Annotated in this window: 17 protein-coding genes; 11 read left to right on the plus strand and 6 right to left on the minus strand. The window is 64.9% G+C overall.

Translation table 11 applies throughout. From position 1 onward, the window contains the following. Positions 1–98: 98 nt before the first annotated feature. The gene (locus tag Q0L25_RS08135) at positions 99–389 is read right to left on the minus strand and encodes an I78 family peptidase inhibitor (RefSeq protein ID WP_296613208.1); all 291 of its coding nucleotides are present in this window, start codon (positions 387–389) and stop codon (positions 99–101) included. Further along, positions 386–1561, minus strand: a complete 1176-nt coding sequence (gene rnd, locus Q0L25_RS08140; protein WP_296613210.1) for a ribonuclease D — start codon at positions 1559–1561, stop codon at positions 386–388. The genes Q0L25_RS08135 and rnd overlap by 4 nt, the downstream gene beginning before the upstream one ends. A gap of 171 nt (positions 1562–1732) precedes the next feature. Here rnd and aspS point away from each other — a divergent pair, with 171 nt between their 5' ends. The 6 genes from aspS (at position 1733) to Q0L25_RS08170 (ending at position 7181) form a co-directional block, all read left to right on the plus strand. Then, positions 1733–3568 (plus strand): aspartate--tRNA ligase, encoded by a 1836-nt coding sequence (gene aspS / locus Q0L25_RS08145; RefSeq protein WP_296613212.1) that lies wholly within the window; start codon positions 1733–1735, stop codon positions 3566–3568. An 88-nt stretch (positions 3569–3656) separates the two neighbouring features. After that, positions 3657–4262, plus strand: coding sequence for an NAD(P)-dependent oxidoreductase (locus Q0L25_RS08150; protein WP_296613214.1), 606 nt, complete (start codon positions 3657–3659; stop codon positions 4260–4262). 43 nt (positions 4263–4305) lie between these two features. Next, a complete protein-coding gene (locus Q0L25_RS08155) occupies positions 4306–5079 on the plus strand; it encodes a polyphosphate kinase (RefSeq protein WP_296613216.1) in 774 nt (257 codons plus the stop codon). Positions 5080–5125: 46 nt separating this feature from the next. Beyond that, the gene (locus Q0L25_RS08160) at positions 5126–5392 is read left to right on the plus strand and encodes a DUF6356 family protein (protein WP_296613218.1); all 267 of its coding nucleotides are present in this window, start codon (positions 5126–5128) and stop codon (positions 5390–5392) included. Position 5393: 1 nt separating this feature from the next. Continuing rightward, positions 5394–6749, plus strand: a complete 1356-nt coding sequence (locus Q0L25_RS08165; protein WP_296613219.1) for an FAD/NAD(P)-binding protein — start codon at positions 5394–5396, stop codon at positions 6747–6749. A 57-nt stretch (positions 6750–6806) separates the two neighbouring features. Continuing rightward, on the plus strand, positions 6807–7181 hold the full coding sequence (locus tag Q0L25_RS08170; protein WP_296613221.1) for a hypothetical protein: 375 nt from the start codon (positions 6807–6809) through the stop codon (positions 7179–7181). Between the two features lie 27 nt (positions 7182–7208). Here Q0L25_RS08170 and Q0L25_RS08175 read toward each other — a convergent pair whose 3' ends face one another. Further along, a complete protein-coding gene (locus Q0L25_RS08175) occupies positions 7209–7838 on the minus strand; it encodes a carbonic anhydrase (protein ID WP_296613222.1) in 630 nt (209 codons plus the stop codon). An 83-nt stretch (positions 7839–7921) separates the two neighbouring features. On the opposite strand from Q0L25_RS08175, the gene lipA reads away from it, so the two are divergent. After that, positions 7922–8845, plus strand: coding sequence for a lipoyl synthase (lipA, locus tag Q0L25_RS08180; RefSeq protein WP_296613224.1), 924 nt, complete (start codon positions 7922–7924; stop codon positions 8843–8845). Further along, positions 8845–9327, plus strand: a complete 483-nt coding sequence (locus Q0L25_RS08185; RefSeq protein WP_296613226.1) for a type II toxin-antitoxin system RatA family toxin — start codon at positions 8845–8847, stop codon at positions 9325–9327. The genes lipA and Q0L25_RS08185 overlap by 1 nt, the downstream gene beginning before the upstream one ends. Here Q0L25_RS08185 and Q0L25_RS08190 read toward each other — a convergent pair. Genes Q0L25_RS08190 through Q0L25_RS08200 form a run of 3 tightly spaced genes read right to left on the minus strand, consistent with a single transcriptional unit; the run spans position 9264 to position 11486 of the window. Beyond that, positions 9264–9794 carry a CinA family protein gene (locus Q0L25_RS08190; protein ID WP_296613228.1) on the minus strand — a complete coding sequence of 177 codons (531 nt, stop codon included), beginning with the start codon at positions 9792–9794 and terminating at the stop codon, positions 9264–9266. The two genes, Q0L25_RS08185 and Q0L25_RS08190, sit on opposite strands and share 64 nt — an antisense overlap. Beyond that, positions 9791–10345: a hypothetical protein gene (locus tag Q0L25_RS08195; RefSeq protein ID WP_296613229.1), complete on the minus strand. Its 555-nt coding sequence runs from the start codon at positions 10343–10345 to the stop codon at positions 9791–9793. The genes Q0L25_RS08190 and Q0L25_RS08195 overlap by 4 nt, the downstream gene beginning before the upstream one ends. Before the next feature lie 10 nt (positions 10346–10355). After that, complete coding sequence (locus Q0L25_RS08200) at positions 10356–11486, minus strand: bifunctional 2-C-methyl-D-erythritol 4-phosphate cytidylyltransferase/2-C-methyl-D-erythritol 2,4-cyclodiphosphate synthase (RefSeq protein WP_296613231.1); 1131 nt, start codon at positions 11484–11486, stop codon at positions 10356–10358. A 78-nt stretch (positions 11487–11564) separates the two neighbouring features. On the opposite strand from Q0L25_RS08200, the gene dusB reads away from it, so the two are divergent. The 3 genes from dusB to ntrC are packed head-to-tail and all read left to right on the plus strand — an operon-like array spanning position 11565 to position 15029. Then, a complete protein-coding gene (gene dusB, locus Q0L25_RS08205) occupies positions 11565–12563 on the plus strand; it encodes a tRNA dihydrouridine synthase DusB (protein ID WP_296613233.1) in 999 nt (332 codons plus the stop codon). Further along, complete coding sequence (locus tag Q0L25_RS08210; protein WP_296613235.1) at positions 12532–13596, plus strand: ATP-binding protein; 1065 nt, start codon at positions 12532–12534, stop codon at positions 13594–13596. The genes dusB and Q0L25_RS08210 overlap by 32 nt, the downstream gene beginning before the upstream one ends. After that, complete coding sequence (gene ntrC, locus Q0L25_RS08215) at positions 13593–15029, plus strand: nitrogen regulation protein NR(I) (RefSeq protein ID WP_296613237.1); 1437 nt, start codon at positions 13593–13595, stop codon at positions 15027–15029. The genes Q0L25_RS08210 and ntrC overlap by 4 nt, the downstream gene beginning before the upstream one ends. Positions 15030–15087: the final 58 nt, after the last annotated feature.

Consider the following 15087-nt stretch of genomic DNA (forward strand, 5'->3'; position numbering starts at 1 on the left):
GGAGGGTGAGGGTCTTCTTACTTCTCCTCTCGGCACACGCTTGGAAGAAGAAAGAAGACCCTCACCCGACCCTCTCCCGCAAGCGGGAGATGGCTAACTTACCCGCAGGTAAGGGTTTTCACGCGGTTCTTCCCGTCGACGTTCACGTTGAGACGGCCGTTCAAATATTCCATCGTCACGATCTGGCCCGGCCGCAACACCCGCGCGACCGATGCGCCCGATCGCCGCTTGGCACGGTCGATCAGCGACGGCGTGGCGATCCGACCGATCATGTTGTCCAGGCCCTTGGCAGAACATTCGCCAGTGGGCGCGCCCGGCAGCGGCGCGACCGGCGCACAGGCAGCAACGGCAAACATGAGACCAAGAGCGGCGATCAGTATCTTGTTCATTGCGCATCCTCAGTCCGGGTCATGCGAAGCTTGCCGTTCTTGACCGCAAACGCCAACCGCCCCTCGACCAGGTCGAGGGCGTCGCGGCCGAACTGCTCGAAGCGCCAGCCCGTCAGGATCGATAGCCCGTCGCGTTGCCCCGCGGCCAGCGCCTCGAGATCCTCCGACCGCGCCAGCAGCCGCGACGCGACATCGATATCGCGCGAGCGGATCTTGAGCAGCAATTTGAGCAGATCGGCGACCAGCGCGCCGTCCTTGCCCAGACCAGGCTTGCGGTCGTCGCGCGCCGGCATTTCGGCGTTGGTCATCGGCTTGGCGTCTTCGAGCGCGGCCATCAGCCGGGCGCCGATATCGTTTCCGGCCCAGGTGGCGGACAGGCCGCGCACGCGTGCCAGATCGGCCTGTTTGCGCGGCGGATGACTGGCGATGTCGGCCAGCGTCTCATCCTTGACGATGCGGCCGCGCGGCAGGTTCTTGCCGCGCGCCTCCATCTCGCGCCAGCGCGCCAGGGCCTTCAACCGGCCGAGTACATCGGGCTTGCGGCCGGCGATGCGCACACGCTTCCAGGCGAGGTCGGGATCGTTGGCGTAATTGGCCGGATCGGCCAGCCGCTCCATTTCCTGGTCGAGCCACGCGCCGCGTCCGGTCTTGCGCAATTTATCGAGCATGCGCGGAAAAATCTCCGCCAGATGGGTCACGTCGGCGATCGCATAGACGATCTGGCGCTCTTCGAGCGGGCGGCGCGCCCAGTCGGTGAAGCGCGCGCCCTTGTCGACTTGAATCCCCAGCCAGCTGTCGACCAGGTTCGAATAGCCGATCTGTTCGCCCTGTCCGAGCGCCATCGCCGCGATCTGGGTGTCGAACAGCGGGTGCGGGGTCTTGGCGGTGAGATTGTAGATGATCTCGATATCCTGCCCGCCGGCATGAAAGACCTTGAGCACGTCCTCATTCTCGACCAGCAGGTCGAGCAGGGGCTTGAGGTCGAGCCCGGGTGTCATCGGATCGATCGCCGCCGCTTCGTTCGTATCGGCGATCTGGATCAGGCAAAGCTCCGGCCAGAACGTGCTTTCGCGCATGAATTCGGTGTCGACGCAGACGAAGTCGGATTGCGAGAGCCGCGCGCAGAGATTGGCGAGGGCGGCGTTGTCCTCGATCAGGCCATGGATATGCATCTTGACCCCATAGCGAGGCGCGCGCGCTTGACAAAGGCCTGTGTGAAGGGAATGCGCGCGGCTTTCCATCAACCGTCATCCCAGCGAAAGCTGGGATCTCGTGCCGCGAGCTGTTCGCCAGTGGCCTGAGACCCCAGCTTTCGCTGGGGCGACGAAGTCAGAGATTACGCCATGCACGCCTATCGTACGCACACCTGCGCCGCACTGACCGCCGCCAATGTCGGCGAGGACGTCCGCCTGTCGGGCTGGGTGCACCGCAAGCGCGACCATGGCGGCGTGCTGTTCGTCGACCTGCGCGACCATTACGGCATTACGCAGGTGGTTGCCGACAGCGATTCTCCGGCACTGCCGATCCTGGAAGGGCTGCGAGCCGAGTCGGTCGTGACGATCGACGGCGTGGTCAAGGCGCGCGCCGAGGGCACCGCCAACCCGAACCTGGCGACCGGAGAGATCGAGGTGTTTGCGCGGTCCGTGACCGTCCAGTCGGCCGCTGCCGAACTGCCGATGCCGGTCGCCGGCGAGGCCGATTATCCCGAGGATATCCGCCTCCGCTATCGCTTCCTCGATTTGCGTCGCGAGCGGCTGCACAACAATATCGTGCTGCGCTCGAACGTGATTTCGAGCCTGCGCAAGCGGATGATCGACCAGGGCTTCACCGAGTTCCAGACCCCGATCCTGACCGCGTCGAGCCCCGAGGGCGCGCGCGACTATCTGGTCCCTAGCCGGGTCCATCCGGGCAAGTTCTACGCGCTTCCCCAGGCGCCGCAGATGTTCAAGCAGCTGCTGATGGTCGCCGGCTTCGACCGCTATTTCCAGATCGCGCCGTGTTTCCGCGACGAGGACGCGCGCGCCGACCGCAGCCCTGGCGAATTCTACCAGCTCGATTTCGAGATGAGCTACGTCACGCAGGACGATGTGTTCGCGGCGATCGAGCCGGTGCTGCATGGCGTGTTCGAGGAATTCGCCGACTGGCAGGGCAAGGGCCGCACCGTCAGCCCGCTGCCGTTCAAGCGCATTCCGTACAAGGAATCGATGCTGAAATACGGCAACGACAAGCCGGATCTGCGCAACCCGCTGATCATTTCCGACGTGTCCGAGCATTTCGTCGGCTCGGGCTTCGGCCGCTTCGCCTCGATCGTCGAGGCGGGCGACATCGTCCGCGCGATCCCGGCGCCGGGGACGGCGGAAAAGAGCCGTAAGTTCTTCGACGACATGAACAGCTGGGCGCAGTCCGAAGGTTTCGCCGGTCTCGGTTATGCAACCCGCAAGCAGGGCGAATGGGGTGGCCCGATCGCCAAGAACCATGGTGAGGACAAGATGTCCGCGCTCGCCGACAGCATGGGCCTTGGCCCGGATGACGGCATCTTCTTCGCCGCTGGCAAGGAAGCGCAGGCGGCCAAGCTTGCCGGGCTGGCGCGCACCCGCGTCGCCGAGCAACTCGAACTGATCGACGACAAGCGCTTCGAATTCTGCTGGATCGTCGACTTCCCGATGTTCGAATATGACGAGGACGCGAAGAAGATCGATTTCAGCCACAACCCCTTCTCGATGCCGCAGGGCGAGTTGGAAGCGCTGGAAACCAAGGATCCGCTCGATATCCTCGCCTTCCAGTACGACATCGTGTGCAACGGCGTGGAGCTGTCGTCGGGCGCGATCCGGAACCATCGGCCTGAGATCATGTACAAGGCATTCGAGATCGCCGGCTATTCGCGCGACGACGTCGACAAGAATTTCGCGGGCATGATCAACGCGTTCAAGTTCGGCGCGCCGCCGCATGGCGGCTCGGCACCTGGCGTCGACCGTATCGTCATGCTGCTGGCCGACGAGCCCAACATCCGCGAGGTCATCGTTTTCCCGATGACGCAAAAGGCCGAGGACCTGATGATGGGCGCGCCCAATTTCGCGACCGCAAAGCAGCTGCGCGAACTCAACATCCGCCTCGTTGACCAGCCGGGCCCGACCAAGGCCGCGCCGGTCACCGAAGCGGTCGACCCGGCCGCGGGTTGAACCGCACGCAACTTAGCGTTTCCGATCCGGCTCTTCCGGTTCCCTCGACCCTTGCCTAGCTCCGGGCAAGGACTTTGGAGGCCGGACGATGAAGATTGCGATGGTGGGCGCGACGGGCAGGGCGGGGTCGGAAATCGCTTCGGAACTTGCGCGGCGCGGGCATGACGTCCTCGCCATTGCGCGAAAGCCTGGGGATGCCAGCGATCACATCACGCCGCTCGCGCTCGACGCTGCCGACAGCGATGCCTTGATCAACGCTATCCGCGGACAGGATGCCGTGGTCAGTGCGATGCGGTTCGCCGATACCGATGCCGCGGCGCTGATCGCCGCGGTGAAGGCATCCGGCGTGCCGCGTTTCCTCGTCGTCGGCGGCGCGGCCAGCCTCAAGAATCCCGACGGCACCCGCCTGTTCGACTCGCCGCATTTTCCTGACGCCTATCGCGCCGAGGCCGGTGCCGGCATCGCCTTTCTCGATGCGCTCAAGGCAAGCGACGGGCTCGACTGGACGTTCCTGTCGCCAGCGATGATCTTCGATGTGGGCCCGCGCACCGGCAGCTATCATACCGGCAAGGACGACCTGCTGGTCGATGGCGAGGGCAAGAGCTTCATCAGCTTCGCCGATTATGCCATCGCCATGGCCGACGAGATCGAGACGCCGAAGCATCATATCGAGCGCTTCACTGTTGCTTCCTGAACACGGCTCGACGGCAGTTGTCCGGCGCGTCTAGAACGGCCGCATGACGATCGACCTAAAGGATTTCGAGAAAGGCGAGAAATATGGCGGCGACTATGCCGGCGACCTCGCCAAGGTGCAGAAGCGATTGGCGCATATCCAGGTCGCGCATATCCTGCACAAGCGGCGCGCGGTCGTGCTGTTCGAAGGCTGGGATGCAGCGGGAAAGGGCGGGATCATCCAGCGCCTGACCGCGGAATGGGACCCGCGCAATTTCCAGGTGTGGCCGATCAAGGCGCCAAGCCCGCAAGAACTGGCGCGGCATTTCCTGTGGCGGTTCTGGAACAAGCTTCCGGCCAACGGCAACATCGGGGTGTTCGACCGCAGTTGGTATGGGCGCGTTCTGGTTGAACGCGTCGAGAATTTCGCCAGCGAAGCCGAATGGCGTCGCGGCTATGACGAGATCAACGAGTTCGAGGCGCAGCAGAGTGATTCGGGTACCACGATCGTCAAGCTGTTCATCCATGTCACCCAGGAGGAACAGGACGAACGCTTGAAAGGGCGGCTCGAACATCCCTGGAAACGCTGGAAGACAGGTTTCGAGGATTATCGCAACCGCGAGCGGAGAGGCGATTATCTCGACGCGATGGCGGAGATGTTCCGGCGTACCGATACGCGGTGGGGGCCGTGGATCGTGATCGACGGCAACGATAAGGAATCGGCACGCATCGCCGCGCTCAACGCGATCGCCGATCGGTTGGAAGCGCATGTGCCGATGGACCCGCCGCCGCTCGACCCGAAACTGGAGAAGCTCGCACGCAAGGCGCTGGGGATCTGAGAATCATCCGGTTCACGCGGCATCGCCCCGGCGCTACTATGGGATCATGTTCGACCGCCTCTTTCTCAGCCACCCGCGCAGCATCGGCGAATCCTATCCCGAGCACGCCGCGACCGCCTTCGGCTTCGGCCTGCGCATGATCGGGGGCGGCTGCGCCTGTCTCGTCCACGGCGTCGTGCCCGCGCTGTTCACCCGCACCGCGAGCAACACCGTCAAGGCGCTTTACGGCCGCATGAAGTCGCGCCAGCCCGCCTATCAGCAACGGCCGCCGGCCTTCACCGAGCCCGATTGGCAGCTCGAATACGAGATCTGACATGATCCGCCACGTCGCCATTGTCGGCGCGGGCTTTTCGGGCACGTTGCAGGCGATCAACCTGCTGCGCCACGATGGCCCCAACGCAACGCTGATCGAACGCGCGCCGGTGCCGGGCGAGGGGCTTGCCTATGGCGCGGCCTATCCAGGCCATGTGCTCAACGTGCGCGCCGCCAATATGAGCGCGCTGCCCGACGATCCGGACCATTTCGTCCGCTGGCTTGCCGAGCATGGCGAGGGCGACGCGGGCGCAACCTTCGTCCAGCGCGTCACTTATGGCGCCTATCTGCGCGACCTGCTGGCAAAGGCGCTGGCGAGCTGCGGTGGCCGGCTGAAGGTCGTGCATGGCGACGTCACCGACGTGGCGCGATCGGGCGACGGCGCGCGCGTGTTGCTGGCCGATGGCGCGACGATCGAGGCCGATACCGCGGTGCTTGCCGTCGGCAACCTGCCGCCGCACGACCCGCCGGGCTTTGCCGACGCGGGCCTGTCGGACGAGCGCTACAAGAGCGATCCCTGGGACCGTAGTGTTCCGCTCGGACTTTGCGACGACGACACGGTGTTGTTGATCGGGACCGGGCTGACGATGGTCGACATCGCGCTGTTGCTCGACTCGAGGGGGTTCAAGGGGCGGATCGTTGCGCTCTCACGGCGCGGCCTCGTGCCGCATCGCCACGATTCGTCCGGGCCGATGGTCCCCAAGCTCGCCGAGCGCCCGGTGGCGCCACCGTCCGAACTGGTCCGCATGGTTCGCAAGCGCGGCGAGGCGATCGGCTGGCGCAACGCGGTCGACGAGTTGCGTCCCTATACCCAGGCGATGTGGGCGAATGGCAGCGATTCCGATCGTGCGCGGTTCCTTCGTCACCTTCGTCCCTGGTGGGATGTACACCGCCACCGCCTAGCGCCGAGCGTAGCCGATCGCCTAGCCGCGATGCAGGCGCGAGGACAGCTGGAGATAGTTGCGGGCAAGACGATCTCCGCGGTCGAGGATGCGAATGGCGTTGCCGTCACTTGGCGACGCCGGGGCAGCGACTTTCCCGAGACGCTGGCCGCGCAGCGCATCATCAACTGCACCGGTCCGCAAGGTGACCTGACGCGCACTACCGAACCGCTGCTCGCCACATTGTATCGGCGCGGCGTGATCCGCCCCGATCCGGCGCATCTCGGTCTCGACGTCGATTCGCGCGCGCAGACGATCGCTGCCGACGGCATCAGCAACGACTGGCTCTACGCGCTCGGCCCGATGACTCGCGGTGCGTTCTGGGAGATCGTCGCGGTGCCCGACATCAGGCAGCAGACCTGGAATCTCGCGCGCCGGCTGTCCAACGCGCAATGGGTCGGTTGGGAAGGGTTGTAACTACTCACTCGATGTTAACCGCCTGAACTTACGCCCTCCCGTGCAGGGGAGGGCAGTGTGGGACGGATTCTTTTCGCGATCGGTTTCTGGGCTTTCGCCATTTGGCTTGCCTCGTCGCAATACGGTCTCGGCGTGGCAATTCCGTTGACGATCCTGCTCGGTGCGTTCGGACTGAAATTCTTCGCACTCGGTATGACTGTGGGCGTATTCCTCGTCATTGTCGGAGTGATCTGGGGACTCATGGTCCTCGGGACCCTGATCGAGGGCGCGCGATTGTTCCGCCGCGAGTTGCTCGATCAGGCAAGCCGGCAATGGACCATCAGCGTTTCGCTAATCGGGCTCGCCATAACGTTTGTTGTCGCGATCCAATCGGCGGAACGCAATTGGGACCATTACAGGAAAGGCGTCGCGCCAATATCGGCCTATCGCTAGTAACTCGCCAGCGCCCCGGAATTTTCGTCAGGCGGGCGCGAAGTTGCCGTCGTCGTCCATGACGTGGAGCACACCGTCGGCGATCGCGAAATAGGCGCCGCGCAGCTTGAGCGTACCGGCCGCTTCGCGCTCGGGGATGCACGGGAACGTACGCAAGTTGCGGATCGACACGCGGACCGTCTCCAGCTCCATCGCGCGCACCGCCTCGGGGCCTGTGCCATGTTCGGCAATGATGCGATCGCGCGCTTCGTCGAGCATGTCGACCCAATGGGCGATGAACCCGCCTTCGCCTGGAGGGGCGCCCTCGAATCGCTTGGAGAGGGCAGCGGCGACACCGCCGCAAGAACCGTGTCCGAGCACCACGACCTCGGGCACTTCGAGCTGGGTGACGGCGAATTCGAGCGCGGCCGACACGCCGTGGCGCCCGCCGCCAAGTTCGAACGGCGGCACGAGATTGGCGATGTTGCGCACCGTGAAGATCTCGCCGGGCACGGTGTCGAATATCTGTGCGGGATCGACCCGGCTGTCGGAACAGGCGATGACCATCACTCGCGGGCTCTGGCCTTCGCTCAGTTCCGCCCAGCGGTCGCGGTGGCGGCGATATTCGCTGGTGCGAAAGCGATGATAGCCGTCGATCAGGTCGTTGAAGTCGGTCATGCGCGCGTCTCTGCCAATCCGAAGCGTGAATCGCAACTGCGCAGGGGGTGGCAAGCATGCGCTCGCATCGCTATCTGGCCCCCATGAACGACATCACTTCCGTCGCGCGCGAACCGCGCCAGCGCAAGCCCGACTGGATCCGGGTCAAAGCGCCAACCTCGGCCGGCTTTGCAGAGACGCGCGCGTTGATGCGCTCAAAGAGCCTGACAACGGTATGCGAGGAAGCGGCCTGCCCGAATATCGGCGAATGCTGGTCGAAGAAGCACGCCACGGTGATGATCCTGGGCGACACCTGCACCCGGGCCTGCTCCTTCTGCAACGTCAAGACCGGCATGCCGCGCGCGGTCGATCCGATGGAGCCGCAGAATGTCGCCGACGCCGCGGCGCAAATGGGGCTTCAGCATATCGTGGTGACTTCGGTCGACCGCGACGACCTTTCGGATGGCGGCGCCAGGCAATTCGTCCGGGTGATCGAGGCGATCCGCAAGGCCAATCCGACCACCACGATCGAGATCCTGACGCCCGACTTCCGCAACAAGCATGAAGCAGCCGTAGAGGCGATCGTCGCGGCCCGGCCCGACGTCTACAACCACAATCTCGAAACCGTGCCGAGGCTCTATCCGACCATCCGTCCCGGCGCACGTTATTATGCGTCGCTGCGCCTGTTGGAATCGGTCAAGAAGCTCGATCCGTCGATCTTCACCAAGTCGGGCGTGATGCTCGGTCTGGGCGAGGAGCGGCTGGAAGTGCACCAGGTGATGGACGACATGCGCTCGGCCGATGTCGATTTCCTGACCATGGGCCAGTATCTTCAGCCGACGCCGCGCCACGCCAAGGTACAGGATTTCGTGACGCCCCAGGCCTTCGATGCTTATGCCGCGATCGCCCGCGCCAAGGGTTTCCTATTGGTCGCCTCGTCGCCGCTGACGCGCTCGAGCTATCACGCCGGCGACGATTTCGCGAAGATGAAAGCTGCCCGCGACGAGAGACTTGCGAAGACGGCCTGATGCCCCGTCATACGGAAACCCGCTTCCTGCCCTACACCGTCGAGCAGATGTTCGATCTGGTGGCCGACGTCGGCCGCTACGCGGAATTTCTCCCTTGGGTCAGCGCGGTCAGGTTGCGTAGCGATACGCCGACCGAAATGGTCGCGGACCTGATCGTCGGATTCAAGGGGCTACGCGAGACTTTCACGTCGAAGGTGAAGAAGGATCGCCCGACCAATATCCATGTCGATTATATCGACGGGCCGCTTAAATATCTCAGCAACGACTGGCATTTCCGCGCCGCGCCAGGCGGGTGCGAGGTCGATTTCGCGGTCGACTTCGCGTTTCGGAACAGGGTGTTCGAGATGCTCGCGGGTCAAGTCTTCTCGTCGGCGCTGACGCGAATGACCAGCGCGTTCGAGATGCGCGCGGCCCAGCTTTATGGCGCGGGGACGTCCGATCCGCGCGGCATCAGCAATTCGAGCGCTACCAGCGCCGCCTGAAGCCTGACCCCGCCGCGACCCAGGTCGCCGAAATCCTTACGGTCGGCGACCACGTCCGACGGATCGGCGTCGCGCTCGGCGCGCGCGAACACTACAGTTCCGACGGGCTTCTTTTCGCTTCCGCCGCCTGGCCCGGCAATTCCGGTGATCGCGACCGCAAGGTCGGCATTTGTCGCTTCCAACGCACCCTGCGCCATCGACCAAGCGGTTGCGATCGACACCGCGCCGAACGTGTCGAGCACATCGTGGCTGACGCGCAGCAGGTCGACCTTCGACTCGTTCGAATAGGTCACGAACCCGCCGAGCAGGACCTCCGACGACCCGGGAATCTCGGTGATTGCCGCCGCGACGAGGCCGCCGGTGCAGCTTTCCGCCAACGCAAACTTGCGGCCGATCGCCTTGTTGGCCTCGACAACCTCGCGCGCCAGGGCAACGAGCTCGGCGGGCAGGACGGTATCGATGCTCACGGGCGTCCCGTTGCCGATACCGACCCTGTAGCTGCCGCGGTCGGACAGATCGAGAACGGACTGTCTTTCTTGTCCTTGCCTCCGGCGGCCGACGCCAGCAGCACGATCAAGCCGGCGGTATTTGAGGGCGGCAGCGGCGACATCAGGCTGACCGCGCGGTCGATCGTGGCGCAATCCCGCGGCTTGATGTCCTGGGCGATCGCGCCCGCGATCATCGGCCCCATCATCGGACGCAGTAATCTGGGGTCGATCCCCGCCACGTCCTTGCCGCCGATCTTGCCGAACGCGGCCATTGCTTGCGGCCACGCGAGATCGGCCGGCGCCTGGTAGCGCGCGACCAATGGCGGCAAACCGCCACGCAGCGTCGCATTCTCGGGCAGCGCGTTGCTGCAGGTCCGGCCGACCTGTTGGAACACATCGGGCAGCACCGCGGTGATCAACGATTGCGCCTCGGCCTCGGTCAGGCACGGCTGCGCCTCGGCCGCCGCCTGCGCGGTCGTTGCCGCCATACCCATCCACAGCGCGATAGCAGCGCCCGCCAACGTCTTCATTGCCTGTCCCTTAAATCCTGATGGTCACCACCGCCTGCGCGGCAATCCCCTCACCGCGACCGGTAAACCCGAGCCGCTCTGTCGTCGTCGCCTTGACGCTAATCTGCTCGCGCGACACCCGCAACAGCGCCGCGACGCGGTCGCGGATCGCGTCTCGATATGGGCCGATCTTGGGCGCCTCGCAAATGATCGTCAGATCGACGAAATCGATCATTCCACCCTTGGCCACGACCAGCGAGGCGGCGTGTTCGAGAAATTGCCCCGACTCGGCGCCTTTCCATCGCGAATCGCTCGGCGGGAAATGCTGGCCGATATCGCCGGCAGCGATCGTGCCCAGAACGGCATCGGTGATCGCATGGAGCGCGACATCGGCGTCGCTATGCCCCGACAATCCCTTGTCGTGCGGGATCAGCACGCCGCCCAGCCACAATTGTTCGCCGGCGACGAGGCGGTGGACATCGTATCCGGTTGCGGTCCTGACGCGCATATTCGCTCCCAGCCGGGCTTCGGCGAGCGCGATGTCGCCGGGATAGGTAATCTTGTCGAGCAGCTGGTCGCCGTCGACCATCGCGACGTCATGGCCCGCACGGCGCAAAATCTGCGCGTCATCGGTCGCTTCCTCGCCGATCGGCCAAGCGTGATGCGCGGCCAGGATGGCGGCGTAATCGAACGCTTGCGGCGTCTGCACGCGCACCAGCGTCGAGCGATCGACCGTGTCGCCGAGACTATCGCTCTTGCCGGCGCCCTTGCCGGCGAGCGTATCGGCGACGGGGAGGGTAGGGACCGCGCCCCTGGCGCTATCCAGTGCCGTCAGCAACCGGTCGATCACCGTGGCCGGCACGATCGGACGCGCGGCATCATGGATCAAGACGCGCCCCGCAGCGCCGATCGCCTCGAGTCCGTTCAGCACCGACTCGCGCCGCGTCGCCCCCCCGATCGCCGTTTGTCCCTCGACCAATGCCTCGTTGCCGGCCGCGACCACAGTCACGACACGATCGATCCCCGGATGCGCGGCCAGCGCACGCCGGCTATGTTCGACCAGCGACAGACCGGCGAGGGGCAGGAATTGCTTGGGCGTATCGCCGCCGACCCGCTCGCCTTTTCCGGCGGCAACGATCAGGGCAATGGTTTCGGCAGACATGGCCGCGCGCCTAGCGCAGCGCGCCCGGCCTTGCCAGCATCATCGCGTCCGGCTATGCGCTGCCTGATTTTTAAGCACATGACCAAGCTCGCGCCCATCCAGGTCGGTCCGGTCCGGATCGAGACCCCGGTGATCCTCGCGCCCATGACGGGTGTGAGCGACCTGCCGTTCCGTCGCCTCGTGCGGCGCTTCGGATCGGGCCTCAACGTGACCGAGATGATCGCCAGCCAGGCGGCGATCCGCGAGACGCGCCAGTCGATCCAGAAGGCGATGTGGGACCCGAGCGAGGACCCGGTGTCGATGCAGCTGGTCGGCTGTACCCCCTATGAGATGGGAGAGGCCGCCAAGCTCGCCGAAGACAAGGGTGCGGCGATCATCGACATCAATATGGGCTGCCCGGTCCGCAAGGTGACCAATGGCGACGCCGGATCGGCGCTGATGCGCGACCTCAAGCTTGCCAGCGCGATCGTCGATACCTGCGTCAAGGCGGTAAAGGCACCGGTCACGCTCAAGATGCGAATGGGCTGGGATCATGCCAGCCTCAACGCCCCCGAACTCGCGCGGATCGCCGAGGATCTTGGGGTGCGGATGGTCACCGTCCACGGGCGGACGCGGAACCAGATGTACAAAGGAGAGGCCGACTGGGCATTCGTCCGTTCGGTCAAAGACGCCGTGAAGGTGCCGGTCATCGTCAATGGCGACATCTGCTCGGCCGAGGACGCGGTGACGGCGCTCGACCAATCGGGCGCTGACGGCGTGATGATCGGGCGCGGTTCCTACGGCAAGCCCTGGCTGCTCGCCCAGGTGATGGCGTATCTGCAGCAAGGCCGGACCGTCGCCGAACCTTCGATCGACGAACAATATGACGTGATCGCAGGGCATTATGAAGAAATGCTCAGCCATTATGGAGCCGAGACCGGCGTCAACATGATGCGCAAGCATATCGGCTGGTACACCAAGGGGCTGCCTGGCTCCGCCGAGTTCCGCAACAAGGTGAACCAGGAGCCTGACGCCAATCGCGTCAAGGCGATGCTGGCCGATTTCTATGCGCCCTGGCGAGCCCGCGCCGCTGCCTGAGGCACCCAATTTCGCCGAGCTTTTCGCCGGACTGCCGATCGCCATCCTGGTGGTCGATCCGGAGGGGCTGGTGCGCAACGCCAATGGCGAATGCGAATTGCTGCTCAATCTGTCGGAGCGCGCGATGCGCGGCTTGCCGCTCGCCGACGTTCTGACGCCGCCGCCAGGGGCTGGAGATGGGCGCGCGGTGTCGGCGTTCGACTACGATATCGGCACCGAACGCACCGGCCGGCTCCGCGTCGATTATTACGAGACGCCGGTCGCCGACCATGACGGATGGCGAGCGATCGCGCTCCACGCCATCAGCGGTACGCGCAAGGTCGGCCAGTCCGCCGAACGCGGCGGCGCACGCGCGGTCGTCGGTGCGGCGGCGATGCTCGGTCACGAAATCAAGAATCCGCTTTCGGGCATCCGCGGCGCGGCGCAATTGCTCGCCGCCGAAGGGGCCGGCGCCGAACTCACCACGCTGATCACGACGGAAGTCGACCGCATCGCCGCGCTGATCGACAAGATGCAGGATTTCACCGGTCGCCAGGTCAATCCTCAGCCGACCAACATTTACCCGCTGCTCGATCATGCCCGCCGCGTCGCCCAGACCGGCTTCGCGCGCGACATCACGATCGAGGAGAGTTTCGATCCCTCGCTGCCCCCGGTTCTCGCCGACAATGATGCGCTGCTGCAGATCATCATCAACTTGTTGAAAAACGCCGCCGAAGCGCTGGATGACGTCAAGAAGCCGCGCATCCTGATCTCGACCGCTTACCGCCATGGCCTGGCGGTGGATGCCGGGCCGGGCCAGCCACGGCGAGGCCTGCCGATCGAATTGTGCGTGATCGACAACGGCCCCGGCGCGCCCGCCGACATCGCCGACCATCTGTTCAGCCCTTTCGTGTCGAGCAAACCCGAAGGGCAGGGGCTCGGCTTGGCCTTGGTCGACAAACTAGTGCGCGATATGGGCGGCCTCGTGCAATATTCGCGCGAAGGGGCGCCCGAAATGACCATCTTCCGTATCTTGCTGGCGCGCGCGCAATGAGCCGATCGGGCAATATCCTGGTCCTCGACGACGATGCGGCGATCCGGACGGTGGTCGCGCACGCTTTGCGCCGTGCCGGGCATCGCGTCACGACCACCGCCAGCCTGGCCGAGTTCAACCGCGAATTGCGCGCCGCGATGCCGGATGTGGTGGTGAGCGACGTCGTCCTGCCCGACGGCAACGGCCTGGATATGGTGGCGGGCCTGGTCCAGACCTATCCGCAGCTGCCCGTGATCGTGCTCTCGGCCCAAAATACGCTTACGACCGCCGTGCGGGCGACCGAAGTCGGCGCCTATGATTATTTGCCCAAGCCGTTCGACCTCGATGACCTGACCCGTGCAGTGGACGGCGCGCTTGCGCGCCAGGGCGACGGTACCGATGAAAAACTCGAAGACGCCGACCGCGCCTTGCCCTTGATAGGACGATCGCCGGCGATGCAGGACGTCTATCGCGTCATCGCGCGAGTGATCTCGAACGACCTCACCGTGCTGATCTCGGGTGAGTCCGGGACCGGCAAGGAACTGGTCGCGCGCGCCATCCACGACCTGGGTCGGCGCGCGCATGCGCCGTTCCTGGCGATCAACATGGCGGCGATTCCGCGCGAGTTGATCGAGGCGGAATTGTTCGGTCATGAACGCGGTGCCTTCACCGGCGCGCAGGCGCGATCGGCCGGGCGGTTCGAGCAGGCCGCCGGGGGCACGTTGTTCCTCGACGAAATCGGCGACATGCCGCTCGAGGCGCAGACGCGGCTGTTGCGGGTGCTGCAATCAGGCGAGTTCACCACAGTGGGTGGTGCCCGCACGATCAAGGCCGATGTGCGCATCGTCGCGGCAACCAACCGCGATCTCAACGCCCTCGTTCAGTCGGGGCAGTTTCGCGAAGATTTATTCTATCGTCTCAACGTCGTACCGGTCACTCTTCCAGCCTTGCGAGAACGGCGCCAGGACATCGCTCTGCTCGCGCGCCACTTCCTCGACCGTGCCGCCGAGAACGGCCTGCCACGCAAGCGCCTCGATGAGGCGGCCGTCGTCGCGCTCGAGGCCCATGACTGGCCGGGCAATGTCCGCGAACTGGAAAACATTATGCGTCGACTCGCAGTGCTGAGTCGCGATGAAGTCATCGGGGCGGGGGAGTTGGGCAGCGTCCTCGGCATGCCGTCGGCCACCGCACCGGCCGGGGCTCCGGACCTCGATACGGCGGTGCGAGCGCGGCTCGACCGCATTGCGCGCGAAGATCCCCGTGCGCTCGACGACGGCACGATCTACGAACGTATCATCGCCGAGATCGAACGACCGCTGATCGAGGCGATGCTGGCGCGCCATGGGGGCAACCAATTGCGGGCTGCGCGGGCGATGGGGATCAACCGCAATACACTGCGCAAACGGCTCGATACGCTGGGCATCGACCCGGGCGGTACGGCGGACGGGGGCTGATCCACGACGGTTTGACGTCAAATATGTGTTTTCCTTGCCACGCAGTCGTTGTATTCCT

Origin of the sequence: Sphingomonas sp. (assembly GCF_024508665.1) — a bacterium.
GTDB lineage: Bacteria > Pseudomonadota > Alphaproteobacteria > Sphingomonadales > Sphingomonadaceae > Sphingomonas.

What these genes read in the sequence shown, in the direction of transcription:
- Q0L25_RS08135 (WP_296613208.1), bottom strand. Translation starts at nt 389, where the DNA reads ATGAACAAGATACTGATCGCCGCTCTTGGTCTCATGTTTGCCGTTGCT.
- rnd (WP_296613210.1), bottom strand. Translation starts at nt 1,561, where the DNA reads ATGCATATCCATGGCCTGATCGAGGACAACGCCGCCCTCGCCAATCTC.
- aspS (WP_296613212.1), top strand. Translation starts at nt 1,733, where the DNA reads ATGCACGCCTATCGTACGCACACCTGCGCCGCACTGACCGCCGCCAAT.
- Q0L25_RS08150 (WP_296613214.1), top strand. Translation starts at nt 3,657, where the DNA reads ATGAAGATTGCGATGGTGGGCGCGACGGGCAGGGCGGGGTCGGAAATC.
- Q0L25_RS08155 (WP_296613216.1), top strand. Translation starts at nt 4,306, where the DNA reads ATGACGATCGACCTAAAGGATTTCGAGAAAGGCGAGAAATATGGCGGC.
- Q0L25_RS08160 (WP_296613218.1), top strand. Translation starts at nt 5,126, where the DNA reads ATGTTCGACCGCCTCTTTCTCAGCCACCCGCGCAGCATCGGCGAATCC.
- Q0L25_RS08165 (WP_296613219.1), top strand. Translation starts at nt 5,394, where the DNA reads ATGATCCGCCACGTCGCCATTGTCGGCGCGGGCTTTTCGGGCACGTTG.
- Q0L25_RS08175 (WP_296613222.1), bottom strand. Translation starts at nt 7,838, where the DNA reads ATGACCGACTTCAACGACCTGATCGACGGCTATCATCGCTTTCGCACC.
- lipA (WP_296613224.1), top strand. Translation starts at nt 7,922, where the DNA reads ATGAACGACATCACTTCCGTCGCGCGCGAACCGCGCCAGCGCAAGCCC.
- Q0L25_RS08185 (WP_296613226.1), top strand. Translation starts at nt 8,845, where the DNA reads ATGCCCCGTCATACGGAAACCCGCTTCCTGCCCTACACCGTCGAGCAG.
- Q0L25_RS08195 (WP_296613229.1), bottom strand. Translation starts at nt 10,345, where the DNA reads ATGAAGACGTTGGCGGGCGCTGCTATCGCGCTGTGGATGGGTATGGCG.
- Q0L25_RS08200 (WP_296613231.1), bottom strand. Translation starts at nt 11,486, where the DNA reads ATGTCTGCCGAAACCATTGCCCTGATCGTTGCCGCCGGAAAAGGCGAG.
- dusB (WP_296613233.1), top strand. Translation starts at nt 11,565, where the DNA reads ATGACCAAGCTCGCGCCCATCCAGGTCGGTCCGGTCCGGATCGAGACC.
- Q0L25_RS08210 (WP_296613235.1), top strand. Translation starts at nt 12,532, where the DNA reads ATGCGCCCTGGCGAGCCCGCGCCGCTGCCTGAGGCACCCAATTTCGCC.
- ntrC (WP_296613237.1), top strand. Translation starts at nt 13,593, where the DNA reads ATGAGCCGATCGGGCAATATCCTGGTCCTCGACGACGATGCGGCGATC.